22 protein-coding genes are annotated in these 25375 nt (G+C 60.0%); 16 read left to right on the plus strand and 6 right to left on the minus strand.

From position 1 onward, the window contains the following. Positions 1-588: 588 nt before the first annotated feature. Genes A6U87_RS08110 through A6U87_RS08140 form a run of 7 tightly spaced genes read left to right on the plus strand, consistent with a single transcriptional unit; the run spans position 589 to position 6114 of the window. On the plus strand, positions 589-1077 hold the full coding sequence (locus tag A6U87_RS08110) for a Na+/H+ antiporter subunit E (RefSeq protein ID WP_244499448.1): 489 nt from the start codon (positions 589-591) through the stop codon (positions 1075-1077). Continuing rightward, entirely contained in the window at positions 1070-1330 is a 261-nt protein-coding gene (locus tag A6U87_RS08115) for a monovalent cation/H+ antiporter complex subunit F (RefSeq protein WP_065690746.1), read from the plus strand. Before A6U87_RS08110 ends, A6U87_RS08115 begins: the two co-directional genes overlap by 8 nt. Positions 1331-1335: 5 nt before the next feature. Beyond that, positions 1336-1587: a hydrogenase subunit MbhD domain-containing protein gene (locus tag A6U87_RS08120; RefSeq protein WP_065690747.1), complete on the plus strand. Its 252-nt coding sequence runs from the start codon at positions 1336-1338 to the stop codon at positions 1585-1587. After that, entirely contained in the window at positions 1580-1924 is a 345-nt protein-coding gene (gene mnhG / locus A6U87_RS08125; protein WP_065690748.1) for a monovalent cation/H(+) antiporter subunit G, read from the plus strand. The genes A6U87_RS08120 and mnhG overlap by 8 nt, the downstream gene beginning before the upstream one ends. Next, positions 1921-2607: a hydrogen gas-evolving membrane-bound hydrogenase subunit E gene (mbhE, locus tag A6U87_RS08130; protein WP_065690749.1), complete on the plus strand. Its 687-nt coding sequence runs from the start codon at positions 1921-1923 to the stop codon at positions 2605-2607. The genes mnhG and mbhE overlap by 4 nt, the downstream gene beginning before the upstream one ends. Before the next feature lie 19 nt (positions 2608-2626). Next, complete coding sequence (locus A6U87_RS08135; protein WP_065690750.1) at positions 2627-2995, plus strand: sodium:proton antiporter; 369 nt, start codon at positions 2627-2629, stop codon at positions 2993-2995. Then, on the plus strand, positions 2989-6114 hold the full coding sequence (locus A6U87_RS08140; protein WP_065690751.1) for a proton-conducting transporter membrane subunit: 3126 nt from the start codon (positions 2989-2991) through the stop codon (positions 6112-6114). The genes A6U87_RS08135 and A6U87_RS08140 overlap by 7 nt, the downstream gene beginning before the upstream one ends. Positions 6115-6146: 32 nt before the next feature. Here A6U87_RS08140 and A6U87_RS08145 read toward each other — a convergent pair whose 3' ends face one another. Then, a complete protein-coding gene (locus tag A6U87_RS08145; protein ID WP_065690752.1) occupies positions 6147-7310 on the minus strand; it encodes an alpha/beta hydrolase in 1164 nt (387 codons plus the stop codon). A gap of 688 nt (positions 7311-7998) precedes the next feature. Here A6U87_RS08145 and A6U87_RS08150 point away from each other — a divergent pair. The 5 genes from A6U87_RS08150 to A6U87_RS08175 all read left to right on the plus strand — a co-directional run bounded on the left by A6U87_RS08150 (position 7999) and on the right by A6U87_RS08175 (position 15871). Beyond that, entirely contained in the window at positions 7999-9096 is a 1098-nt protein-coding gene (locus tag A6U87_RS08150; protein WP_065690753.1) for an efflux RND transporter periplasmic adaptor subunit, read from the plus strand. Continuing rightward, entirely contained in the window at positions 9093-12182 is a 3090-nt protein-coding gene (locus tag A6U87_RS08155; protein ID WP_065690754.1) for an efflux RND transporter permease subunit, read from the plus strand. The genes A6U87_RS08150 and A6U87_RS08155 overlap by 4 nt, the downstream gene beginning before the upstream one ends. 223 nt (positions 12183-12405) lie before the next feature. Further along, positions 12406-12903: a DUF1269 domain-containing protein gene (locus A6U87_RS08160; RefSeq protein ID WP_065690755.1), complete on the plus strand. Its 498-nt coding sequence runs from the start codon at positions 12406-12408 to the stop codon at positions 12901-12903. 153 nt (positions 12904-13056) lie between these two features. After that, positions 13057-14100 carry an AI-2E family transporter gene (locus A6U87_RS08165; RefSeq protein WP_065690756.1) on the plus strand — a complete coding sequence of 348 codons (1044 nt, stop codon included), beginning with the start codon at positions 13057-13059 and terminating at the stop codon, positions 14098-14100. Between the two features lie 634 nt (positions 14101-14734). Beyond that, positions 14735-15871, plus strand: a complete 1137-nt coding sequence (locus tag A6U87_RS08175; protein ID WP_065690758.1) for a helix-turn-helix domain-containing protein — start codon at positions 14735-14737, stop codon at positions 15869-15871. Positions 15872-15973: 102 nt separating this feature from the next. On the opposite strand, the gene A6U87_RS08180 is transcribed toward A6U87_RS08175, so the two are convergent. The 3 genes from A6U87_RS08180 to cax all read right to left on the minus strand — a co-directional run bounded on the left by A6U87_RS08180 (position 15974) and on the right by cax (position 19659). Beyond that, positions 15974-17902, minus strand: coding sequence for a mechanosensitive ion channel family protein (locus A6U87_RS08180; protein ID WP_065690759.1), 1929 nt, complete (start codon positions 17900-17902; stop codon positions 15974-15976). 77 nt (positions 17903-17979) lie between these two features. Continuing rightward, positions 17980-18444, minus strand: a complete 465-nt coding sequence (locus A6U87_RS08185; protein WP_083199322.1) for a DUF2267 domain-containing protein — start codon at positions 18442-18444, stop codon at positions 17980-17982. A gap of 75 nt (positions 18445-18519) precedes the next feature. Further along, positions 18520-19659: a calcium/proton exchanger gene (cax, locus tag A6U87_RS08190; RefSeq protein WP_065690760.1), complete on the minus strand. Its 1140-nt coding sequence runs from the start codon at positions 19657-19659 to the stop codon at positions 18520-18522. A gap of 203 nt (positions 19660-19862) precedes the next feature. Between cax and A6U87_RS08195 the strand changes: the two genes are divergently transcribed. Then, positions 19863-20735 carry a bile acid:sodium symporter family protein gene (locus A6U87_RS08195; protein WP_158007261.1) on the plus strand — a complete coding sequence of 291 codons (873 nt, stop codon included), beginning with the start codon at positions 19863-19865 and terminating at the stop codon, positions 20733-20735. Here A6U87_RS08195 and A6U87_RS08200 read toward each other — a convergent pair. Then, positions 20722-22011 carry a DUF2254 domain-containing protein gene (locus A6U87_RS08200; protein WP_065690762.1) on the minus strand — a complete coding sequence of 430 codons (1290 nt, stop codon included), beginning with the start codon at positions 22009-22011 and terminating at the stop codon, positions 20722-20724. The two genes, A6U87_RS08195 and A6U87_RS08200, sit on opposite strands and share 14 nt — an antisense overlap. Positions 22012-22242: 231 nt before the next feature. On the opposite strand from A6U87_RS08200, the gene A6U87_RS08205 reads away from it, so the two are divergent. The 3 genes from A6U87_RS08205 to A6U87_RS08215 all read left to right on the plus strand — a co-directional run bounded on the left by A6U87_RS08205 (position 22243) and on the right by A6U87_RS08215 (position 24179). Continuing rightward, the gene (locus A6U87_RS08205) at positions 22243-22557 is read left to right on the plus strand and encodes a hypothetical protein (RefSeq protein ID WP_065690763.1); all 315 of its coding nucleotides are present in this window, start codon (positions 22243-22245) and stop codon (positions 22555-22557) included. Then, positions 22542-23573, plus strand: coding sequence for a hypothetical protein (locus A6U87_RS08210; RefSeq protein ID WP_065690764.1), 1032 nt, complete (start codon positions 22542-22544; stop codon positions 23571-23573). Before A6U87_RS08205 ends, A6U87_RS08210 begins: the two co-directional genes overlap by 16 nt. Positions 23574-23672: 99 nt before the next feature. After that, positions 23673-24179 (plus strand): DUF4405 domain-containing protein, encoded by a 507-nt coding sequence (locus A6U87_RS08215; RefSeq protein WP_065690765.1) that lies wholly within the window; start codon positions 23673-23675, stop codon positions 24177-24179. Here A6U87_RS08215 and A6U87_RS08220 read toward each other — a convergent pair. Further along, positions 24173-25354: an acetate kinase gene (locus tag A6U87_RS08220; protein ID WP_065690766.1), complete on the minus strand. Its 1182-nt coding sequence runs from the start codon at positions 25352-25354 to the stop codon at positions 24173-24175. The genes A6U87_RS08215 and A6U87_RS08220 overlap by 7 nt on opposite strands. Between the last annotated feature and the right edge of the window lie 21 nt (positions 25355-25375).

Below are 25375 nucleotides of genomic sequence, written 5' to 3' on the forward strand. Positions count from 1 at the left end.
CCATCCATTCAGCCACAACCAGCGATGCTGCCTTAAGACGATGGCGTCGAAGAGAAATCGACCGGACCCAGGCGTCAGCCGGTTGGCCGTGGCGACTTGGCATTTCATATGCTCATTCACCTCCACCATTGCGTCGCGAAATGCGCCTCTCCGCAACGCAAGCGCGGCAAACCACTGCCGCAAGCGACGCCCAAATCGCGCATCCAGCCAGGAAGGATTTGGCGCTCCTCATGCTGCAGCCTGGATTTCCCGCCGCAGGAATGATCCATCCAGTGATTGATTTCGCCGTTTTACATGCAGGTCAAGAGGTTATGCCGAAATCCATCGCACAGCGACGGTATGCAGGACAAGAAGCATAACTTCTGGATTCAATGCCGATCACAGGGCGCCGTATGCGGTGCTAAGCTACCGCTATAGTTCGTCAAACCTGTTTCGCGGGGCGGAAAGGGCGGACCAGAACGGGCGGGCAGGGGGATTCATGAGGTAAGCTTGCCTGCCCGGACTGAGTGCTGACACTCCACCGTCATCCGTCGAAAGCCTGCGCCCATGCCAGAAGACCATGCAACATCGCAGCCACGGCGATCGGGATTGCCGCAAAGCCTCCTCTTCCTCTGGGGTTTTCTCTTTATTGTCTGGCTGGTGATAAATTCGTCGATCGAGTTGCCGATTGCTGCTGTCGGCGCGCTGGTCTCCTTTGTGCTGGCTGCGATCTTTGTGCGCCGTGGTGATGTCTGGCGGATCGCGGTGACGCCAGCAAAGATCTTTCATTTCGTCGCCTACACCGGCGTTTTCCTGGTCGAGCTGGTGAAGGCGAACATCAACATGCTGCGCTATGTCTATGCGCCGCGTATCGATATTCACCCTGGGATCGTGAAGGTGAAGATGCCACTCAAATCGCCGATCGGGCGGCTGGCGCTTGCCAATTCAATCGCGCTTACGCCCGGGTCGCTGGTGATGGACCTCAGAGGCGATGCGCTCTTCGTTCACTGGCTCGACGTCAAGACGACCGACACGGAGATGGCGACACAGATGATCATCGGGCCGTTCGAGAAGCATTTGGGAGAGGTGTTTGGCTGAGATCATCCTGCGGATCGCCGTCGTCCTGATTTTTTTCAGCATCGTCTTCGGTGTGGTGCGGCTCGTGATTGGTCGCACGGCGATCGATCGAGTGGTGGCCATCGACATGCTGACGGTCGTCACGATCTCGCTGATTGCGCTCTATGCCCACATATCCGGGCGTTTCGTCTATATCGACGTTGCTCTCGTCTATGGACTTCTGAGCTTCCTGGCTGTTCTCGCGATCGCTCGCTTTCTGGAAAAGGGGCCGTAACAGCCATGCTCGAGATGCTGATCCTGTTGGTATGCGGCAGTATCCTGGTTAGCGGCGTGCTGGCCGTCGTGCTCAGCAATCTCATGGCAGCAATGGTGAGCGCCGGCCTCGCAAGTCTGTTTGCAGCAGCATCCTATGTGCTCTTGGCCGCACCTGATGTTGCGATGGCCGAGGCTGCGATCGGCTCCGGCCTCGCGACGCTCATTTTCCTCTATGCGATCCGCAAGACCCGCGGCGCGGGAGCGGCCGATGAGTGAGCTGATCGGCAGCATCGTCATCCTCGTTGGCGCTTTTTTCCTCTTTTCGGCGGGTGTCGGTTTACTGCGCATGCCCGATGTTTTCACGCGTATTCAGGCCGGCACGAAGGCGTCGACGCTCGGCAATATCCTCGTACTTGCCGGCCTCGGGATCTATCACCCGGACTGGTCGTTAAAGCTTCTGATCATTGCGTATTTCGTACTGCTGACCAATCCGCTGTCGTCGCATGCCCTGTCGCGGGCCGCCCACGCAATTCGTGCGCCGATGGCGGCGACCACCGTGGTGGATGCTCTACGCGATGAAGATGACGGCGGCGTTGAAGAGGGTTCACGATGAGGCGCGCATTCAGCCTGCTCGCCGTCCTGGCATTCGGCGTCATCTTTGCGGGACTTGTTGGAGGTTATGACGAGCGCCAGACGCTCTCCGCTCTGGCCGTGCACTATCTGACGCAGGTGCCGTTGGATCTTGGCGCGCCCAATGTCGTTACCGGAATTCTGATTACATTTCGCGGCTTTGATACGCTCGGGGAAGTCGCGGTGCTGTTCATGGTGGCGGCGAGCGTCGGGCTTCTGCTGGCCGATGATATCGACGAGGAACGCCGACCTATGGCCGCGCGCCGGGGACCGAGCGAGTTGGTGCGGAATGGCGCGGAAGTGGTGCTGCCTCTGATCTTCCTGTTCGGCGCCTATGTAATCATGAACGGCCATCTGTCGGCCGGCGGCGGGTTCCAAGGGGGCGCGGTCGTTGCCTCTGGCGTCATGCTTCTCATGCTCGCCTATCCCGCGGGACTGATCCACCACGGGTTCCTGAGCATCACGGAGTCGCTCGCCGGCGTGTTCTACGTCTTGATCGGCATTTTCGGCATCGTCTTCGGCTTGGGGTTCCTCGACAGTCACATCCTGCCGCGCGGCAATTTCGGGACACTGTTCAGCGCCGGGGCGATCCCGCTGATATCGGCGCTCCTCGGCATCAAAGTCGGCGCGGAATTGAGCGTCATAATCGATCGGTTTCGGAGCTGAGGCGGGAGATAGGAGCGTCATGGGGCTGCCAATATCGGAGATCCTTCTCGTCACGGGATTCCTGCTCGTTCTCATCGGCTTCTGGGGCATGTTGAGGCACCGGAACATATTGCGCATCATCATCGGCTTTTCGCTGATCGATACCGGCATGCATATCGTCTTGGTGGCGACCGGCTATGTCACGGGGGGAACCGCACCGATCATCGATGAAGCGCTAAGCAAGGCAGATGCCGCGGTGCGCGCCGTCGATCCCATTCCCGCGGCGCTTGTCGTGACCGCGATCGTCATCGGCTTCTCTGTTACCGCGATCATGCTCTCCTTCGCGATCCGGCTTCACGCCGTCAGCAAGACCCTCTCGATCGATGCCCTGACGGAGTCTAAATGGTAGATAGCCTTCTTCAGCCGCTGACCATTTTCCTGCTCGGCCTCGGTGGGGGCTTTCTCATTCCTCTGCTCTACCGCATCGCCAAGCCGTTGCCCGCGGTGGGATTCGTCGTCGCGCTGGTGGGGATGACCGTCATTTCATGCGTCTGCCTGTGGCGTGTCCATGACAGCGGGGCGCCCATCGAGATACTGACCGCAGGCAGTGTGCCGCCGTTCTCAATCAATCTGCGCTTCGGCGTGTGGGAAGGCTTCTTCTCAGTCTGCGTCAACATCGTTGCTGTGCTCGGCGCCTGGCATCTTTGGGAGCGGCTGCGCGGGAGCTACCCGGCACTGTTGCTCTACCTGATCCTGATCATGGGCATCAACGGCATGATCATGACCCGCGACCTCTTCAACCAGTTCGTCTTCCTCGAGATCATGTCGATTGGGACCTATGGGCTCCTTGGGCTCGAGCGGACTCCCTCGGCGCTCGCAGCGAGCTTCAAATACATCATGGCAACCGTGCTTGCCTCCTCTTTTTTCCTGCTGGGCGCCGGGCTTCTCTATCATGTAACCGGCACCCTCAATATCGACGGAATGATTGCGAACCGGGCAGCAATCACTGGACCGATCGGCACGACAGCACTGCTGTTCGTGCTTGCTTGCCTGGTGCTGGAGCTGAAGCCGTTCCCGGCAAACGGATGGGGACTGGATGTCTACGAGACGGCGCCGAGCGGCGTCGCGGCGCTTGTATCGGTCGGTGTATCGGCCGGCGTGTTCTTCACGCTTTTCAAGCTGTTGCCGCTCTTTGCCGATCATCTCGGAATCCTCGTCGTGTCGGGCGGGGTGACCTTTCTTCTGTCCAATCTCGTCGGGTTGACCCAAACCAGCGTGCAACGAATGCTGGGTTATTCCTCGATCGCGCAGATGGGCCTGCTGATGCTGGCGCTCGCGCTGCTCCACCAGCTTGGCGCCGAACCGTCGCTGCCGATGGTGGTCGGTGGGCTCTTCATCAATCACCTTTTTGCGAAAGCTGGGCTGTTCTGGCTTGTCGGCATTGTCGAGCGCCGCGAAGTCGCGGGCTGGTCCGATCTTGCCGGCAATCGGCTGGCTCTTTCCATCCTTGCGGTGTTCGTCGTCGCGATTGCCGGTTTGCCGCCATTTCCAGGGTTCTGGGCGAAGTGGGAACTGGTGATGCAGGCGGCGGCTGGCGAGCGATATGTCTGGATAGCGGTCGTTCTTGTCGGATCGCTGCTTGAAGCAGCTTACATGTTTCGCTGGTTCAAGCAGGCGACGCGCCCGATGTCGACCCAAGCAGGCAGCAGTTTGGCGCCGCATGGCGAACTGCTGATCCGTCTTTCGTTGATCAGATTGGTGCCGGTGATCGTCGGCGCGATCTTGCTGTTTGCGAGTGGGTATGCTGCGGCAGCGATCGCAGGCGTCGCGTCATTGTGGATCGTGGCCCCGCTTTGCGTCGGTGGCCTCCTTTACCTTCTTGATGGGCTTGGCGGACGGGTCAAGTGCATCCTGATGCTGGCGGCCGTGCTGGTTGTCGGCCAGTGGATCATTGCCGATATGGTGGGCCTGAGCCGGCTCTTCGCCGTCCTACTGTTTGCGGGCAGCCTGGTCATCGCCTTTGCCAGCCTGTATCGCGCCGGTTCTCGGCCCGGCTTCTATCCGATGATGGCGATCCTGCTGCTGTCGATCGCCAGTCTGCTGCATGCGGCGACCAGTCTCGAGTTCTTCTTCCATTGGGAGATCATCACGCTCGCGTCGTATTTCCTGATCGCCCAGCGACCCGGCGCCCACCCCTACGTGCTGCAGTTTCTGCTGTTTTCGCTGGTGTCGGCCTTTTGCCTGCTTGCCGGCTTCGGCATTGCTACCAGCGCCAATGGGAGCGGGACGCTAGCGGCATTTGCCACCGCTGGTCCGGCTGCGGCGCCCGCCTTCCTGTTCCTGGCGATCGGATTTCTGATCAAGGCCGGCGCTGTTGGCGTGCATGTCTGGCTGCCCGGTGCTTATGCGGAGGCGGATGACGATCTGTCCGCCATGCTTTCGGCAGTTATCAGCAAGGTCGCGGTCTTCGGCTTGTTCATGGTGACCTATCTCGCCATTCGCTCCGAAGTCGGGCTCGAGATGGCGCATGTCATGGGCTGGATCGGATTGCTGACGACGCTTGCCGGCGCGGTTATGGCATTTCAGCAAAGCGATCTGAAGCGAATGCTCGGCTACTCCAGCATGAGCCAGATCGGCTACATCATCACGGCGATCGCCTTGATGAGCCATCTCGGCTGGGTGACGGCCTTCTACCTCGTCGCCAATCACCTGATGGTCAAGGGCATCCTCTTTCTTGCGGCAGCCGCCGTGGTCCTGAGGACGGCCACGCGGCTGTTCGATGAAACAGGGGGGCTGGCCAAACGGATGCCGCTTACCTTTGTGTCGGTGGTCATCGCGCTCATCTCGATGTCAGGGCTGCCGCCGCTCGCCGGTTTTGGTGGGAAATGGCTGCTTCTAAGCGCGATGGTCGACCGGGGCTGGTATGGACTTGCGATCGGTGGCCTGCTCGCGACCTTTATTGGCTTCCTCTACATGTTCCGCTTCGCCTATTCGATCTTCCTGGGGAAAAGAAGCGCGGAGCATGATCAAGTGGCGGAGGCGCCTTTGGCGATACTGCTTCCCCAGTTCGTTCTGGTCCTGGCGATCTTCCTGCTGTCGTTCTTCCCAAAGCTGGTCATGGATCCGGTATCGGCCGCGATCGATCCATACTTCGCCTCGACCCTGGTCTGGCAGGGCATGTCGCTGGAGACCATCTATGGCTATTGGAACCCCGTGCCGGTCATGGTCATCAGTGTGGCGGTCGCGGCATTGTTGCTGGGGCTCTTCCTCCTGATCTACCGAAGCGGGCGAGGGCGCTCTGTGCCCATCAGCACCGCACATTTCTATGGCTTCTATCGCGCGGCATTTGCGCCACTCGTCACACCCGTTGCCAATTTCATCTGGGATGGCGTCTGCACTCTGACCACGGGAGCGGCGGGAGTTGTTCGCCGCATCTACACCGGCAACGGCCAGACATATGCATTGCATGTGCTCTACTACGTCATTGCCGTGTATCTGCTTGGCACGCTCGGTCTTCCGGCGGGATAACCAAGTTCGCCGCCAGCTCGGACGGCATCACGCTATTGTCCGGCTGCGGCCTGTGCCAGGCCGCCGATAATGCGGCTCGGTAGGAATATCACCAGGGACGCTGCACCCTCGATGACGGACGCGCCGTCGGCGAGCATCGTCTGGCCGGCCGGTCCCTGATCCTCCCGCAGCACGCTACGCACCAGGGCATCGTTGTTCACCACCTCCATCAACGTTGGTGAACTGGCGAAGACATTATGCCGGCCGCCATCAATGTCGGACACATCGATGACTGCGATATCTCTTTTCTGCAGGATCGCGACCTCGGAACCACTACCGACGCGCGGGTGGCCACCCGCCAAGCGCCGGGAGATTCCGAGCGCGCGATCGCGCCGCGAGACGAGAATCGTGAATGGTCGCGGGATATCGCCGATATCGTCAAGTTGGCTCAAGAACACGTCGACGTCGATGTCGGGGGCGGCCAGCACCACGCCGCCCAGGCGCTTCAGCGTGCCGGTACGGCCCCGGAGAGCCAGATCGCGCAAGGCTTCGGTGACGACATAGGCGCCCATCGAGTGGCCGACCACGACAATTCTCTTCGCGTTGGTCTCCGCGGCGATTTCGATCGTTTCAGCAAGTCCACGCCGGCCCACAAGCGCGCTGTCGCGGTCGAAGACATACAGCGGGATCGACGCTCCCGAGGGCCAGGCATAATGGAGCGCGACCGACTTGACGTTGTAGTCGTAGACGATCTGGGCATTGCGGAAGACGCTGTCGGCGAAGTTGTTATTGTAGCCGTGCACGAAGATGAAAATTTCGCGATCTTCGGGCGCGCGCTGGGCCAGCGCCGCATTCAATTGCCGAATGAACTCTTGTCGTTGCGCGATCGGCTGGTAGGTCCGCGCCGAAAAATGCCGACTGGGATCGGGCACGCGCCCGCTTTTCTCGACGCGTCCGGGAACGTGGTTCTGTGGAATGCCGATGTCGAGTTTCGCGAAGTTCAGTATTTTGGAACGCTCTGCCGAATATGGCAGCGAAAGATTGTCGGATCGGGCGCGCGTGGTGGCAACGTAGATCGGGACGGTCGCGCGTGGCCCCGCTGTCGATGCAGACGAGGCCGGAGATGCCGTCGGCAGGCCGAGCACGGCGCGAGGTCCCCCACAGCCGACCAGAGTCAGTAGCACGATTACAATAACCGACAATCGTATTGGTGACATGGCTTGGCTTAATTCCCTGGCAAGCTCTTCAAATCGGTGATCGGCAAGACATCTCGCAGACAGTCGGTTCGGATCGCTCACCCGGGTTGCATTGGGCGAAGCACGCCGCAGTTCTAAGCTATCTCCAGCGAGTCCGGAAGATGAATTCCGGAGGTATTGGCGGTATTTAGCATTTCGTGGCCGGCGGGCGACAGAATGTGAATGTCTCGCTCCTACGCCAGTAGATATCGCTTAAACAATAGACTGCTAAAATCTGGACGGTAGGCCTGTTTGCGGGATTCTATGCTGATCACTTCGCTTCTTGAACCGCTCTATAGTTCTTAAAGGAGCACTGCGCCTTCGGGTTCCCGGGACGGCGCACGCTGATCCGGGCGTTTAAGGGAGCATCGTCACTTGGGTTCCTACTCAGGACTTCTAGCGTTCGCGTCGATCACCGGGACCTATGGATTGACGAATAGCGAGCGCGTTCCTTCGCCTCGTCTTTTCGCCATTGCGACCGGATCGCTGAGGCTATCCCTTATGAGGCGGGCCGCCGCGGGAGGGAGCTTGCAGCGAGCCACTAAGTGGACGCGAAAAGCATCGATTCGTGGCAAAAAATGCATTTATCCAATTGATTCTATTTCATTTCCGCAATCGTCCACGCGGGGCACCGTGTCGGCGCGTCGATAAGCATTCGGGGGAACAACCCATGAAAATACGCCTTGCTGCATCAAAATCCCATGCAATGTCCGCCGCTGTTCTGGCCGCCTTTATCCTTGCCGGGTGCCAACGAGAGGACGAGGCGGGGGAGCGCCCGCCACGACCGGTCAAGACCGTCGCCGTTTCGTTCAATCCTGAGGATACCTACGGATCGCTGGTCGGCGAAATCCGGCCGCGAACCGAGACCAGCTTCAGCTTCCGGCAGGGCGGAGAGATCAGAGAGCGCGATGTCGAGGTGGGTGACCTTGTCGAAGCCGGCACTGTTCTCGCACGCCTCGATACAGAGGATGCGCAGGATTCTATGCGGAAGGCCGAAGCGAATCTGTTTGCTGCGCAGGCTCAGTCCCAGAACGCCGAGACCGAGCGGGCGCGGCAACAGCAACTCTATCCCCGCACCTCGACCCGCCAGGCTTTTGATGCGGCAATTGCGCAGGCGAGCACCGCGCAGGCCGGCGTTGATGCCGCCCAGGCTGCTCTGCGGATCGCCCAGACGAATCTCGACAATCGCGTGCTGAAGGCAAATGCTCCCGGCGTTGTCACCGCGGTTGGGGGCGAGGTTGGGCAGGTGGTTGGCGGCGGGCAGATGGTGGTCCGCGTGGCCCAACTTGGCACGCGCGATGCCGTCTTCCAGGTGCCGGAGGCAACGATCCAGAGCACCGGTGGCGAGGCGCGTGTCGAAGTGCAGCTTCTCAGCAATCCCAACGTGAAGGCGACGGGGTCGGTTCGTGAAATATCGCCGACGGCCGACCCGATAACGCGCAACTTCACGGTGCGGGTCGGACTTGACACCGCGCCCGACGAATTCCGTTTCGGCAGCGCCGTGCGCGGCACTATACGGCTATCCGGAGAGCCGGCAGCACGGTTGCCGACTACCGCGCTGTTCAATCAAGGTGACCGCAGCGCCGTGTGGGTCGTCGATGCCGCCAGCAAGATGACCAAGCTCGTGCCGGTCGAGGTGCATCGCTTCGATACGAAGGATTTCCTCGTGACCAAAGGTCTGTCGAGCGGAGACAACGTCGTCGTCGCCGGGGTGCAGCAGCTTCGCCCGGGCATGCCGGTCCGCCTGCTTGAAGGAAGCGCCGAATGAACGAGGGCTTCAACCTATCGGGCTGGGCGATCCGTCGACAGAGCCTCATCATCTTCCTGGTTGTCCTTGCGGCGATCGCCGGTGTGATTGCCTATATCAATCTTGGTCGTGACGAGGATCCCGAGTTTACCTTCAAGACAATGATTGTCTCGGCCGGATGGCCGGGCGGTACGATCGAGCAGACGACCGACCAGATCACCGATCGGCTCGAGCGGACGCTGGAAGAGGTTCCGCACCTCGACAGCCTGCGCAGCGTGACAACGGCTGGCCAGTCGATTGTCTACGTGACGCTGGACGATTCGACGCCCCCGGATCAGGTGGGTGAGTCCTGGTATCAGGCCCGCAAGAAAGTCGGCGATATGGTGTCGACGCTGCCGGCCGGCGTGCGCGGGCCGTTCTTCAACGACGACTTCGGCGACACCTTCGGTATCATCTATGGTTTCACGTCGGATGGCTTCAGCGATCGCGAGGTGCGCGATTGGGCTTACGAGGCGCGAAACCGTCTGCTGAAGCTCGACAACATCGGCAAGGTTCAGCTGATCGGCACGCAGGACGAGACGATCTATATCGAGTTCTCGACCGAACGGCTGGCAAGTCTTGGCCTCAGCGCGGCGACAGTCATCGGCACGATACAGGCGCAGAACGCCGTTCTGCCCGCCGGCCTTATCACATCAGCGCAGGATCGCACGATCCTGCAGGTCTCCGGCAGCCTTTCCGACGAGACCACGCTGCGGCAGCTGAATATTCCAACCGCGTCCGGGTTCGTGCGTCTCGGCGATATTGCCAGCGTCGTGCGGGGAACGGTCGATCCGCCTCAGCCGCGCTTCCGGATCAAGGGCAAGCCCGCGATCGGCATTGCCATTTCAATGGCATCCGGCGGCGACATTCTGCAGCTCGGTCAGAATATCGACGCGACGATGCAGAAGTTCGAGGACGACCTGCCGATCGGCATCGAGGTGACACATGTCGCCAGCCAGCCGGCAGTGGTCAAGACCGCGATCCGTGGCTTTACGACGTCACTGGCTCAGGCCGTGGTGATCGTTCTTGGCGTCAGCTTCCTCGCGCTCGGTGTGCGTGCCGGCATCGCCGTCGCCGTCTCCATTCCGCTCGTCCTCGCCCTGACCTTCCTGTTCATGGACATTACCGGCATCGCGCTCCAGCGTGTTTCGCTCGGAGCGCTGATTATCGCGCTGACACTGATGATCGACGACACGATGGTGACCGTCGAGACCATGATGGCGAAGCTCGAGCAGGGCTATGAGCGCATCAAGGCGGCCTCGCATGCCTATACGTCGACGGCATTTCCGATGCTGGCGGGAACGCTGGTGACGATCGCCGGTTTCATTCCGGTCGGCTTTGCCAGCAGCTCGTCGGGCGAGTATGCGCGATCGCTCTTCCTGGTGATCGGCTTCTCGCTGATCGTGTCCTGGCTGGTCGCCGTCTTGTTGACGCCGATCGTCGGCCTTGCCGTTCTCAAATCAGGCACGGCGACGGGCGAGAAGCAGGACGGCGCACTGCTGCGCGGATTCAAGAACGTTCTTTATGCCTGCATGCGGATGCGTCTCGTCGTTGTCCTCGCCACTGTCGCCTTGTTCGCGTTGGCGCTCGTCGGATCAACGGCGATGAAGCGGCAGTTCTTCCCGGCATCCGATCGGCCTGAGCTGATATTGCAGTTGACGCTACCGCAAAGCGCATCGCAGGAGGCCACGGCGGCTGAAGTGTCGAAAGCTGAAGAGGTTCTTGCCGCTGACGAGGACGTGGCCGACTGGAGCTTCTATATCGGCTCCGATCCCGTTCGCTTCTATCTGTCGATGGATCTGCAGGCACCGGCGCCTTCCCGTGCGCAGGCGGTGGTGATCGCCAAGAGCGTCGGGGCGCGTGATGCGTTGCAGGCACGCCTTCAGAAGGCGCTCGACGAAAAGCTGCCTGACATCATCGTGCGCGTATCGCCGCTGGAAATGGGACCGCCGGTTGGCTGGCCCGTGCAATATCGCGTCACCGGTCCCGACATTCCCGGGGTTCGCAACGTCGCCTGGCAGGTCGCGGATGCTATCAGCAAGGTGCCTGGCGTGGTTCAGCCGAACCTCGACTGGAACGAACCTGTCCGCAAGATCGTCATCAACGTCGACCAGGATCGTGCCCGGCTGGTGGGGCTGAATTCGTCGGTGATTGCCCAGACGCTCTTTGCGACAGCATCCGGCGTTCCGATCACCCAGGTACGGGACTCGATCTACCTGATCAATGTCGTTGCCCGGTCGACTGCTGAGGAGCGAGTCGATATCAGCACAATCCGTTCGCTGCAGATCCCGGTCGGCCCCAATCACACGGTGCCGCTCTCGAGCATCGCGACGATCGACTATCAGACCACGCAGCCGGTGATCTGGCGCCGCGACGGTTCGACGACGATCACCGTTCAGGCGGATACGGCGGAAGGCGTGTTGGCTGCCGGTGTTGTTGAGGCGGCAGCCGGCGAGATCGATGAGGTGCGCAAGGCCAATCCGCGTTACCAGATTGAGGTTGGCGGTGCGGTCGAGGGCGCGGAGGAGGGGCTGGCGTCGGTTGTTGAAATGCTGCCGGTCATGGCGATCATCATCCTGATCGTGCTGATGTTCCAGCTGCAAAGCGTCCAGCGTCTGCTGCTCGTCATCAGTGTCGTGCCGTTGGGATTGATCGGTGTCGTCCTGATCATGCTGATCACCAACACGCCGGTGGGCTTCATCGCGGTGCTCGGCATGATCGCGCTGATCGGCATGATCACCCGAAACTCGGTGGTGCTTATCGACCAGATCGACATCGCGATCGAGGAGAAGGGCAGGACGTGGCAGAGCGTCATCGATGCGACCGCCCATCGTCTGCGCCCGGTCTTCCTGACTGCGGGATCGACAGTCCTCGGAATGCTGCCGATCATCCGCGATCCGTTCTGGTCGCCACTAGCTTTCACGGTGATTGGGGGACTGGTGGTCGCGGCGGCATTGACGCTGATCTTCCTGCCGGTGCTCTACGTGCTGTGGTTTCGCATTCCCGCAGACGCCGAGCCCGAAAAGGCCAAGGCGGACGCGGCTGAGCCTGCCGCCGCCAAGGCATAATAGCTCTTCCGGTGATGTGCCCGATATCTTCGGTGTTTTCGCTATCTCATTGTCCGTGACCGGTTTTTCGGTCACGGACATTCGACGTTGCCTGATAGGGGCGGCAAAAGAAAGAGACGCAATGCCAAGCTCCGGGATTCCCTGCTAATTCCTTCAGTATATTCCCGGCTATGATTTATTTCTTAGCGTGTCAGTCCAAAGCCCTGTTGAGGGGGGAGTAATCATGTCTGATCTGATTGCAATTGTTTACCCGACCGAAGCTAAAGCCGAAGAAGTGCGTCAACGCTTGTTCGAATTGCAGAAAGAGTACTTGATCAAAATGGGTGATGCCGTCATCGCCACAAAGACTGAGGCCGGTAAGATCAAGTTGAACCAGCTGGTCAATACGACAGCCGCAGGTGCTGCGTCTGGCAGCTTCTGGGGCTTGCTGATCGGCGTCCTCTTCCTCAATCCGCTTCTGGGCGTGGCGGTCGGCGCTGCATCCGGCGCCATAGGCGGCGCCTTGACCGATGTCGGCATCAACGACGCTTTCATGAAGGAACTCGCAAACAATCTTCAGCCGGGCAATGGTGCCCTGTTCGTCCTGATCCAGGAGATGACGGCCGATAAGGTTCTCAAGGAGATATCGCCTTTTGGCGGCGTCGTGCTCAAGACCTCTCTCGATGAAACGAAGGAGCAGGTCTTGCGTGACGCGTTGCAGAAAGCAACAGCGACCAGCTGACTTGCGGTAGCGGGCGGGATTTCGGCCCGCGTGGAAGGGCAGGCGATAGCCGTCGCCCTGCGCGCGGTGACGGACCGGCTTTTGATGCGATGCCAGGCCCCGACGTTTGTAGCGGGCGGGGCCGGCAGTAAGAACAAGAATTTAGGGGCGGGCATGCTCGAAGCAAGTGGCAGTCGCATGATCGGGTCGATAGCGACCGGCATCCTCGTACTCGCTCTGCTTTACGTCGCGCAATCGATCTTCGCGCCGCTTATCTTCTCCCTATTTGTCATTGCGCTGGTGTGGCCGTGCCAGGCTGTGCTGCAGCGCTGGCTTCCCAAGCTTTTGGCTCTTCTCATCACGTTGATCATCACGATGGTGGTTATCATCTCCATCGGTTCGTCAGTCGCCTGGGGGTTCAGCAAGCTCGCGCAATGGCTTTTTGTCAACGCAGAGCGTTTCCAGACGATCTATGTCGACTGGACAAACTGGCTGGAAGGGCATGGCCTCGCGGTGGCAGGCCCACTGGCTGATCGCTTCGATGTCAGCTGGCTGGTGCGCTTTGTGCAGGGGATGGCTGGGCGCCTAAACAGCTTCGCCGGCTTTGCGTTGCTGGTGTTCATCTTCGTCATGCTCGGCTTGCTCGAGGTGGAGGATTTCAATGCCCGGCTTACGGCGCCTGCTGCCCAACCTCATGGTATGCGCATCCTGTCGGCCAATCGCATCATCGGTGCAAAGCTGCGCCGCTTTATGATCGTCCGGACGTTCGCAAGCATCCTTACTGGATTGGCGGTCTGGCTGTTTGCGTTGGCGGCGGGGCTGGAACTTGCCGCTGCCTGGGGCGCGATCGCCTTCGCGCTCAACTATATCCCGTTTATTGGCGCGTTCGTCGCAACGGCGCTTCCGACGTTGTTTGCCATCGCGCAATTCGATTCATGGCAGACGGCCGTCATCATCTTCGCGTGCCTGAACGTGATCCAGTTCATCATCGGCAGCTATCTGGAGCCGCGGCTTACGGGCGCTTCGCTGGCCATATCCCCCTTTGCCGTCATCTTCGCGGTGTTCTTCTGGAGCTTCATGTGGGGGATCTCAGGGGCCTTCATCGGCGTACCTATCCTGATCGCGTTTATCGTTTACTGCGCGGGCACGCCGTCCGGAAAGTGGGTCGCCACGCTGCTCTCGAGCAGCGCGATGGCTGCGACAGACCGCGAGCCGTAAGGGAGAAGCGGCTTGTGTGGGGACTATTTTTCGACATGAATACAATATGATACCAGCACTTGGCGATCCTGCCGGTGCGTGGTTCATCTGACAGTTGAGGAAAGGGGGGGAAAGAGCTAGATTGCAGGTGGGAGGAACAACGGCTGCCCTTGCTGGCATGCCCGAATAGCCAGATGAACGCTGATAAGCGCGGCAACACCTGCCGTGTGCGACGAGACACTGCGTTCAAAGCCTGCAGATAACACACGCTTGCATCATTCCGACGTCACCAGGCCCTCACTTGTGGGCCCGAGAGGAGAGTACGAATGAACTGCATATCTGCTATTCGCCCTATGGCGGCAGACTTGGCACTCAATCACGGGCTCGAAACAAACGTCGCCGTTTCGAGTGGTGTTCAGCATTTTACGCCTGAAGACGACATAAGCTGCAATGGCGGCTGCAATGTGGTGGCCTGCGATACGGCTGTCGACGATGCCGTTTCATCGGTTGGACCGCAGGCTCAAGCCGCATCGAGAGAGATTGACTATCTCGTCGACGATTTGCGGCCGAAGCTCAGCGCTGCTTTCCAGGGCCGGAGTTCCGCCTCACTCAGTAGCCGAACTCGCTCTCCCATCAGCCAACGGGAGGTGACGCGATGACGGAAGATCTTACGACCCATGTCAGATCACCGGAGCCGCAGTTGGATTGTGAGAGGTTTTCCGGCTCGGATGGCGAGGCAGCCGATACGACAACAGCTGAAGAGAACGCACAGTATCTTCCGTCCTTCGAATTCTCGACCGATGGGCTCGCCCGACCTGATCAGTTTGCAGCTTGGCGCGATAGTTTCTCGCCAATGCTCGAACTGGCCGACGAGGACCCGACGACCACCTACTTCGGCGGGCGTCAGAAGCTTTGGGATCTTGGAAGTCTGCTGCTTGCGCAAATCAGTACGGATAGGCTCTCGTTCTCCAGCCTGCCTGGCTATGTCCGGCGCGATCCCGTCGATCACTGGACGATGACCGTCTTGCAGTCGGGCCAGATCCGCACCGACAGAGGACGAAGCGGGTTTGCCGCGGGGCCTGGCGAGGTCCAGATCCATTCGCTTGGTCGCTCCTTCAACGGTACCGTCGACAAGAGCGAAATGCTCATGCTGTTCGTGCCGCGCGATCTATCCGTGGAAACAGCCGCGACGCTTGGCGCGGCGGAGTTTTCCACGCTTGGCACCGGCATGGGCGGGTTGTTCTCTGACTACCTCATTGACGTATCCAATCGCTTGCCAACGTTGACCCAGGCAGACCTTCCGGGGCTGGTCGCAGCGACACGGGCGATGATCCTTGCCTGTGTCTCGCCATCCGCGGATCATATAGAGGCCGCCGAAGGGCCAATCGCCAATGTGCTGCTCGAGAGGGCGCGGCAACTGGTGCACGGCCGGCTGCTCGATCCGAAGCTGGGGAGTGAGCTGGTCCGACGGGAGCTCGGCATTTCGCGGACGCGGCTCTATAACCTGTTCGAGCCCTTTGGCGGCGTGATGCATTACATTCAGCACCGCCGCCTGCTCAGTGCCTATGCTGCGCTGACCGATCCCAATGATCGGCGCCTGATCTTCCAGATTGCCGAAGAACGGGGGTTCAGCGATGGCGCCGAGTTCAGTCGCGCTTTCAAACGCGCGTTTGGCTACAGCCCAAGCGAAGTGCGCAATCGAGATGGCGGGGGCATTCCAATTCGGCGGGATCTCGACGATTGCCCGTCCGAGGAGCGTCTGGGCGTGCTTCTTCGACGATTGCAGGGGTAAGCCTAGGTTGTCGCGAGGCGCGGCCTCGCGACATGTCCGCAGCGCCGGCAATGAAGGCTTCGTCCGACAGCTGTCATTGGGGCTGCGTTACCGGCGATGGTCCTAAGTCGAGGGAGCGGCAGCCTTCACGTCATGCGCCATGACTGCCGCCTGAGCGGCGGCCGCTCCGCCAGATTTGTCATCGCCGCCCACCTGCACCGTAGGCTGGGCGAAGGTTATTCCATTCGCCAGGAAGGCCTCGCGGAGCTTGGCGTAGGCCTTGCGCCGAATATAGGTCTGCATTCCGGGAACGGTGGTCATTCCGAAACTCAGGACGATGCCGTAGTCTCCGAATTCCTCGACGCCTTTCATTTTCAAGGGTTCGATGAAGAGCGGTCCCAGCTCGCTGTCTTCCTTCAGTTCGGCACCGACCTTCTTTGTCAGTTTGCGGGCGTTCTCGATATTGGTGTCGTAACCCACCGAAATCCGGAACTTGTCGATCACCCAGTCGCGGCTCATGTTCTCGACTGCGCCGAGGTCGCCGAAGGGCACCGTAAAGACCGGGCCGCGATGATGCCGCAGCCGGACCGAGCGCAGGCTAAAACCTTCCACCGTTCCCTTGTAGTCCTTCGCCTGGATGTACTCGCCGACCCGGAAAGCATCGTCGAGCATGTAGAAGACGCCGCTGATGATATCCTTCACCAGCGTCTGCGAGCCGAACCCGATCGCGACGCCGAAAATCCCGGCCCCGGCAAGCAGTGGCCCGATCTGAACCCCCAGTTCCGAGAGCACGATGAGGCCGGCGATGACGAGGACGACGACTGCGATTGCATTCCGGAAAATTGGGAGAAGCGTGCGAATGCGAGCGCGGCGCGCGGCATCGGCAGGAGAAAGCGACGCTGTGTCGGATGCTGTCAGCAGTGAACGGTCGATCCAGTGTCTGACCAACTGCCAGACAAGATCGGCAAGAAGCAAGACGATAACGCTCTTCAGACCTCCGTAGACAAGCGCCGCGATCCAGGGATCCTGCCGCCCCGGCGCTTCGGGGTTGAGATGCCATACGAGCGCCAGCCAACCGAGCGCCACGCCGACGACCGCGGCCCGGATTCCGTGCGTGACCAACAGGTGTCGCAAGCCGCCGGTGTCGGAAGAGAGCGCCGTGGTCACGCGTGCCGTCCCTCTGAGGACGCGCGGAAGGGCGATGGCGTAGATACCAAGCCAGAACAGCGCCTTCATGTCGAGGCACCAGGCGACCCAGAGCGCCACGCCGAACGCCGTCGCCGCAGCCTTCCACGACGCCGACGTCTCCATCGTCGACCAGACGGCCTCCACGGCCAAAACCAGCACGATCACAGAGAAGCTGACGGCGATCGCATTCGCAACATCAGGATCGATGCCCTGTGGTCCCGTGATTGCAGATGTTGCGATGCCAACCACCACAATGCCGATGAGTATGGACAGACGGCGCCGCTGTGGAGGCGACATAAGCATCAATGGCATCAAGGCAAGGGCCAGACGGATGACAATGAACGCGATGATGTAGGCAAGCAGCGTCAGGCGGGCGAGTGGGGGCCAATCCACGGCGAAGAAGATCGTGGCCGTCACGAGCGAGAATATGCCAATGGATCCAAGCCTCACGAGTGTGCTGTCGCTGCGCACCACGAGCCGTCGCCAGACCATTTCGGCCGCAAGCCCGATGGCGATAAGACCCGCGAAGATCGCGAAGACCGGCGCATACCCCTTCGCAATGGCTTCGCCGCGCGTTCTCGCTGCGGCGGCGTTCAGTTCCCCGGGCACGCGCGGAAGAGCACTCAGGACGTTGTTGACGCGCTCACGGATCGACGCTTCCCATTTTGCAAAGCCAAACTTGCTCGTGTCGGAAACAGACGCGGCCTGTCCGGCCTTGTGGCTCTCCAGCCAGGATTGAACCTCGGGGTCTGCGAGCAGCTGCAAGAGCTGATCGACTTTCTGATCAGGCGCAGTGGCGGGCAGCGGTGCTGCCGACGCGATGGACGAGAACAAAATTACCAGCCCGACGACTATCCATCTCATGTCAGAAAGCCTCTTGTGAACAGCTTATTCGAACACTGTCTGGCGGGCTTTTGCAATCGTCCGATTGGTGAAGCCTATCATGCGGCAGATGGGGGCTTGTTCAGGGTCACAGACGTGAGCTGATTCCCGATCGTGGCGGTGGTTGCGCAGAGCCTCAGCGCGATGTCGAGCTTGTTCGATCTCTTGCGAGGAAGGCGGGCTTCGAACAGCTTCAGGACTTTCGGAAACAGCTCGGCGTCTGAGACGATGCTTCGGGGCAGAGCCGCGTTGAGCAACGCAGGCAGATCGTGAAGATCATCGTGTCCCTGGCTCTTCATCGGATCCCAGGCCTCGAAATAAAGACCGCGAAGCATCATGGGCAAATCGTTGCCAACCTTGGCGTTGTCATCCACCGAAAGCCTGTCTCGTACCCCGTGAAGGATCGTGCGCAGCACCTCATATGCGACGCGCTGCTCGCAGCCGAGCAGTTCGGAAAGTTCTCGGATCCAGACCGTTGCCTGCTGCGCGGCATCCGGAAAGGTGAGAATGGGGCTGTAGCGCATGCGATCCTCCGTATTGCGGTTCCTTCAGCAATTTCGATTTGCGTGAAGAATGTCAGTGTCGTTCTTGATCTTCGTTCACAGCACCATCGGCGGCAGCAGGAAAAGCGTGAGCCCGAAGATGGCGTAGACCGCCAGGGCGAGAACGCCGATATACCAGGTGCCGTGGCCGCCGTTGGACAGGAACGTGGCCGCCATCGTGGCGATGAGCATCATGGTCACCGCGCCGGGCCAGAACTGGAGCGACATCGGCGCAGGGCCCAGGAAATAGCTCGTGATGACCAGAACGGGTGCGACGAACAGGGCGATCTGCGCCGCGCTCCCGAGCGCGATGCCGACGCTCAGGTCAAGACGGTTCGAGCGCGCGGCCGAGAAGGCCGTGGTCATCTCGGCCGCGCCTCCGACCAAGGCGACGATGATAAACCCGACGAAAGCCGGCGTCATACCCATCTGCTCCGCGGCAGCTTGTACGGAGCCCACAAAGACCTCGCTCACCAGGGCGACCAGCAGCGTGACGACGAGCAGGATCGCCACGGAAAGCGACAATGACCAGGAAGCGTGTTCTTCAGCCTCGCCGACGCTGGCGAACAGTTCGCGGTGTGTCTTGAGGGAGAATAGCATGCCCAGCCCGTAGACGGCGATGAGCAGCACCGACAATCCAAGGCTCAGCTTGCTCGACACTGCGGAGGCCTGATCGACGTTCTTGATCAGAGACGGAACCAGGACCGCGACGGTCGCCAGGAACAGCAAGCAGGACTGGAAGCGGGCATTGATGCGATTGAAATCCTGCACGTGGTGCTTGAGGCCGCCGAGCAGGAAAGCCCCTCCCAGCATGAAGAGGGTATTTGTCACGATCGCACCGGCAATGGATGCCTTCACCAGCTGGTATTGTCCTGCCTGGAGGGCCGCGAGCGAGATCACAAGCTCGGTCAGATTGCCGAGCGTCGCGTTAAGCAGACCTCCGACCGCGTCTCCGGTTCGCACAGAAACGGCCTCGGTCGCACGACTAAGCAATGCTGCAAGCGGCACGATCGCCAAGACCGACAGGCCAAACAGCAGCGTATGAGCATCCGGCGACGCTAGTTCGATCAAAAGAACAGCGGGCACGAAGACGAGAAGCGCCAGAAGCGGCGCCTGTCGCAGTTCGCCTATCAGCCGCGTTGCCAATCCGGACGGCTGGGGCGATTTGCTGGAATGGATCTGCTGGACGTTGCCCATCGCTGCCTCCGAGAACATTCATCTGCGACGGCGAGAATAGGAGCACGATTGCAACGCGCATTGACGGGGATCAAAGCAGGGATGCCGCATTGATCAATCCTATCGTCCCTAGCCGTGATTTCGCAGGAGTACATTGAAGGAGATCAACGACTGGTATCGGCCGTCGCAGTATGATTGCCCAGGAAAGCCGGGAGGTGGCGAGGATGTCAGATCTGCTGAAATACACCCTGCATGTCGCGCTTGTTTCATTCATGCTCGGCAGTCTGGTCGATGTGGGCCTCAAGCTCGATGTGAGAGAAGCCTGGGCGGCACTGCACGACCGGCGGTTCGTCATATCCAGCGGTCTCTCGGCCTTTGTCGTCGGGCCACTGCTTGCCCTGTTTATCGCGCGCGCACTCGCATTGCCTGGGCCTTACGCACTCGGGCTGTTGCTGCTTGGGCTGACGCCGTGTGCGCCGTTTCTGCCCCTGCTTTCAGATGTCGCGAAAGGCCATCCGGCCTATACCGCAGCGTTCATCGTGATCGCAGCGCTTGGCACAATCGTCGTGATGCCAATCGCGGTGCCCTTTGTAGCGCCGGATCTGCATGCGGGCGCGGGCGTTATAGCGCGGCCTCTGCTGCTGTTGGTGCTGGCGCCGTTTGCCATCGGCATCGCCGTTCGAAGCCTCTCCAAAAGATGGGCCGACAGAAGTGATCCGATCATCAGAAAGCTGGTCGCGGTCAACATTGTCATACTTCTGGCCGTTGCCGTGCTGCAGAACTGGCAGGACATGCTGAGTGCGGTTGGCACCTGGGCGATCGCCGCGCAGTTCATCTACTACTTCGCACTGGCGGCTTGTTCCTATGCGCTTTCGTTCGGGCTGAGATACGACAAGCGCAGCGTCGTTACGCTTGGAGTGTCCACCAGGAATGTCGGCGCTGCGCTTGCGCCCTTGTCCGCCGTTCCAGACGCGGACCCGCGGTCCAGCACAATGTGCATTCTTGCCGCCTGCATCACTCTTCTGGTTGGATTTACTGTTGCAAGACTGCTCAGCCGGCTGGCTCCGGCTCCTCGTCTTGAAATCAATCGCGGCTAGCGGGGCTCAACCGTCTTCCGGTGCCACCCAATCCTTGCGAGTCGGGCGTCCGTGCAAGTTTCAAATCCTCTGGAAGGACGTAGATTTTTTCCAGCATCCGGTCGAGGAGGTCCAATTCCTCGAGCAGCGTTGGGCGGCGACTATCTGGCAGCACCTCCAGTGCATATTCGATCACTGCCCTCATGCGGCGCGCAATCTGGAAGTTCTCGGCGCCGTAGAGCCGTATCTCGCTGAAGGTCAGCTGCACGAAGTCCTCCCAGTTCGGCGTTCTGCAGATCAGCCGCAATTTGCCTGATTTCCCGCGGAGCTGGTCGCCAAGGAGATGCCGTCCGCCGACGAAACACAACAGGCGTTGCAGTTGGTCGATCGCCAGCACCGCTGTCGTCGGATCGTTGATTGCCTTCGACAGGGCCTTGATGCCGATATCGACGATGATCCTGAACGCAAACGTCGAGTCCTGTTCCAGGGTGCGTTCAGGCCCGAGAGCGACCAACGCCTTGAGCTTGCGTTCGTCGGGCAGGTTTTGACCATACAAACGGAAGAGGACTTCACCAGTGCCCACGAAATCACCGACCCTCGGCACAAGTTCGATGATCGAATCCGTTCCGTCGGCGAGTCCGACGAGGCCCCGCATGTTGACGGCAACGACGATGGCAGGGTTGGCTTTGTGGAAGATGACTTTATCAGGCGTGCCCACTGCCGTGGTGGGGCTGTCATCGGAACCATCAGCGAGGTCAGGATAAACATCCTTGATGACATCATGTCCCTTTTCACCGACCCTCAAGATGATGCTGACAGGACGCAGCAGGCGCGCAGCATAGTCTATCAGGTAGAGAAACGCCGCGATGGACAAGAAGCCAAGCAGCCCCGCCATTCCCGAGACGCCGTGAGGTACGGTCGTATCAAGTCTCGAAAGAGCACCGGCGGCAAAGAGCAATGTGAAGATGAAGAGGCCAACGGTAAAGCGGATGGCGTTGTCCTGCAGAAGGGTGGTCGCGATAATTCTGGGCGTCAACTGACCGCCGGCAACCTGAATGGCAACCAGAAGGGAGCCAAAGGTAAAGACAACGAAGGTCAGGGTCATCGTGACGATCGTCTCGAGCATGCGTTGCGTGCCCGCGACGCCCCATGGCCAGACGTCCACAAAGACCGGCCACGCATCGAAGGCGTAGACCAGTCTGATGGCGCCGACGTATAGTAAAAGGGCAATAAATGGAACGATCCACAGCGAGGATCTGACGTAGCTTCTAAATCCGTACCAATGATTCCAACCCATCGCGGCGTATCTCGCTCTTGAGCGCCAAGTAAAACTGCCTTCTATCAAGCATGCCTTATCAATTCTGCGACGCATTGAGCCCGATCAAGCGGAGGCGTTCTCATTTTGATTTAACTCAATGTGGGACAGCGTCAGACTGATAGCCTTTATCACAAGTTGGCACTCCCGGTCTGCGGGATCGCGCGCTTCGCAATCAAATAAGTCGGAGAGCCGGCATCGAAAGAGCTACGCATGAAATTCACGAGCAAAACCAAGTACATCTGCGTCCCGACTCGCCATGGCCTTTTCAACGTCGTTGATGCCGCGACCGGCTCGCCGGTCGAAGTCGATGCCACGGCGATCTTTCTCACACGCAGGGAAGCGCATCGCCTTATCGCAAGGCTCGATCGGGCTGCTTCACATGGCAACGACGATCAACGTCTGGTCGTCCCGCAACAATCCCTCGGGGCTACCCGTGAGTACGAAGGGGGAAGGCAATGGTACATGCAGGAGCTGTTGAAGAAGCTGCCGCGGCACCCTCAAAATCGGACGTGCAAGATCAGCTAGAGAGGATCCTCGCAAGCGAGGATCTCCGTCTCCCGACGCGTGCGCAGAACTTCCTGCGGTATGTGGTCGAGGAGACGCTTGAGGGACGGTCGCACTACCTGAAGGCCTACACGATCGCCGAGACGGTCTTTGCGAGAAGAAACTTCGACGCGCAGAATGATCCCGCGGTCCGCATCGAGGCTTGCCGGATCAGGAGAGAGCTGGAGCGCTTCTATCTGCTGTCGCAACAGCCTGAACCTGTCCTGATCACGATTCCCAAAGGTGGCTACGTTCCGTCATTCGCGACCAATCCGGATTTCGGAGTGCAGATTGCGGCGGTCGCGACGAACCCCCCGCCCATTTTGGTGAGGCGCGCCGAGTGGCTCAATGGTCCTTCGAGGCAATCGGCCGGCCTCAAGAGGGCATTCGTTGGATTTTCGATCATCGGGACCGCGACAATCTCTGTTATTGCCCTGCAACTTGCCTCAACGCCACCGGTACAAAAGCCGGCTGAGGTGAAGGCGGCGCCAACGATCGTCGTGGAGCCTATCGATGATGCTGGCGGCAGCGGCCAGGCAGCGGAGATCTCTCGCTTCCTCAGAGACGAGCTTGTCGTCAAACTCGTGTCGGGCGGAAAGCTGACGGTGATGCTGCAGCCTGCAGCATCCGGCGCCAACGGGGATGAGCGCTACTTGCTGCAAAGCAGTGTAAGGGAGAACGAGGAGCGGCTTCGTCTCACAGCTCGCCTCGTGCGCCAGAGCGATGGAGCCGTCCTCTGGTCGGACAGCTACGACCTGAACCAGCGCCCGGACACATCGCTGGGGACGGAGGAGGCGGTGGCAGACCAGATCGCACATGACATTGCGCAGCCACTCAAGATCGGGTCGCCTCTGACGCTGCCCACAGTTTCGCTATCGAACAAAGAAGACCCCAAGGGTAGCAGCGCGGCGCATATGGCGATGCCTGCAGGCGTTGAACCTCAATCCTTGGCGAGCAACAGGGAAAAACGCACTGCGATGGGCGGTCTATCATTCTAGGGAGCGGCGAAGGTAGGTGAGGCACCCTCTATGAACGATGTTTAACTATCGCCATGCGAAGTGCCATGTCATGATCCCGCCATTACCAACAGGTGGACAATGACGAACCTCATAAAGCGTTACGCAACCCCATTCATCACTGGCTTGTTTCTTGTTTCATTGATTTCTGGAATCGCGCTCTTCTTCCATGTCGGCCAAGGCTGGTTTCATGGTATGCACGAGTGGCTCAGTATGGTTCTGATCGCTCCTTTCGCTTTTCACCTTTGGAAGAACTGGAAGGCGTTTTCCAGTTATTTCCGACGGGCGCCGATGGCGATTGCGTTGGTGATCTCGCTGGCTGCCGCCCTCTATTACGCGGTGCCGTCGGGAGCCGAGGGTGGCCGTGCTGGCGGCCCTCCTCACTTCGCCTTTGCCAGCGCCATCCTGAAAAATCCCGCATCCCAGGTCGCGCCGCTTCTAGGGACGACGCCCGAGGCGCTTGTCCAGAAGTTGACCAGTGCTGGATTTGCCGCCGCAGCATCCGAGGCAACCCTCAGTGATATAGCGGTGCGCTCCGGCAAGGATGAGGCGGCGCTTCTTCAGATATTGGTTGCGAAGCCTCAATGACATCCATGTCGATTGATGGTGGCGAGTGCCTCGTCGGCGATGACCTGCTCTTCGTCAGTGGGAATGACGAATGCAGCAATGGTGCTGTCCCTGGCATTCAACACGGTTGCGCTGGTTTTGTTGGCTGCCTCGTTCAGGGAAAGGCCCATCCATGACAGGTGCCGCTCGATCCCCCGGCGGATCTCAGGCTGGTGCTCGCCAATGCCGCCGGTAAAGACGATCGCGTCGACGCCGCCAATCGAAACGGCGAGACGGCCGATTTCGCCCGCAGCTCTGAAGCAGAACAGATCGATGGCTTCCCTGGCGGCGGGGCGGAAGTCCTCAAGGAGGGCTTGGGTATCGCCGCTTGTCCCCGAGACCCCGAAAAGCCCGCATCGATGATAGAGAAAATCCTCCAGCTTGTCGGCATCCGACAATTCGGATCTGAGTAGATGAAGCAGGACGCCGGGATCCATAGCTCCCGGCCGCGTGGCCATCGGGACGCCATCGAGAGCTGAAAAGCCCATGCTGGTGTCAATGCTCACTCCATCGACCATGCCGCAAAGGCTGGCGCTGTTTCCAAGGTGAGCGCAGACAACTCTGCCGCCACCTATGTCTGGCGCAAGTCTATGCAGACAGGCCGATACATGTTTGTAGGAGAGACCGTGGAAGCCGTATCTCCGCACGCCCGCCTCGTGCATCGAGGTGGGGATTGCCAGTCTGGCCGCCAAGCTGCATTGCGAGGCGTGAAAGGCCGTGTCGAAGGATGCGGTTTGCACGACTGGCGGATAGAGCGAGAAGATGGCGTCGATTACTTGCAGCGCCTGCGACTGCTCCCGAGGCGCCAGTCGTGACAAGCCTTCGATTTGGGACATCGTGCTCGCGTTGAGCGGCGTCGGCCCGTTGAAAAGGAGTCCGCCGTGTACGATGCGGTGGCCGACAAATGCCATGTGGCAGTCAGCATGCACCAGACGATCGATAACATTCGCGATTACCTGGATGCCAATGCCGTCTGCGGTAATCGGCAGGTCGATTTCCTGGACATCCTCACCCACCTGATATGTGAACCGCGGGCTCTGACCGAAACACAAAGTGCCTCGGCCGACACGCTTGGCCACCCCGGAGCCGACATCGAACACGCCAATCTTCAAACTCGAAGAACCGGCATTGAAGACTACTCCCACTTCCCTGGTCATGCTGAACCTCACTTGGTCGCC

The organism is Rhizobium sp. AC44/96 (assembly GCF_001692185.1).
GTDB lineage: Bacteria > Pseudomonadota > Alphaproteobacteria > Rhizobiales > Rhizobiaceae > Rhizobium.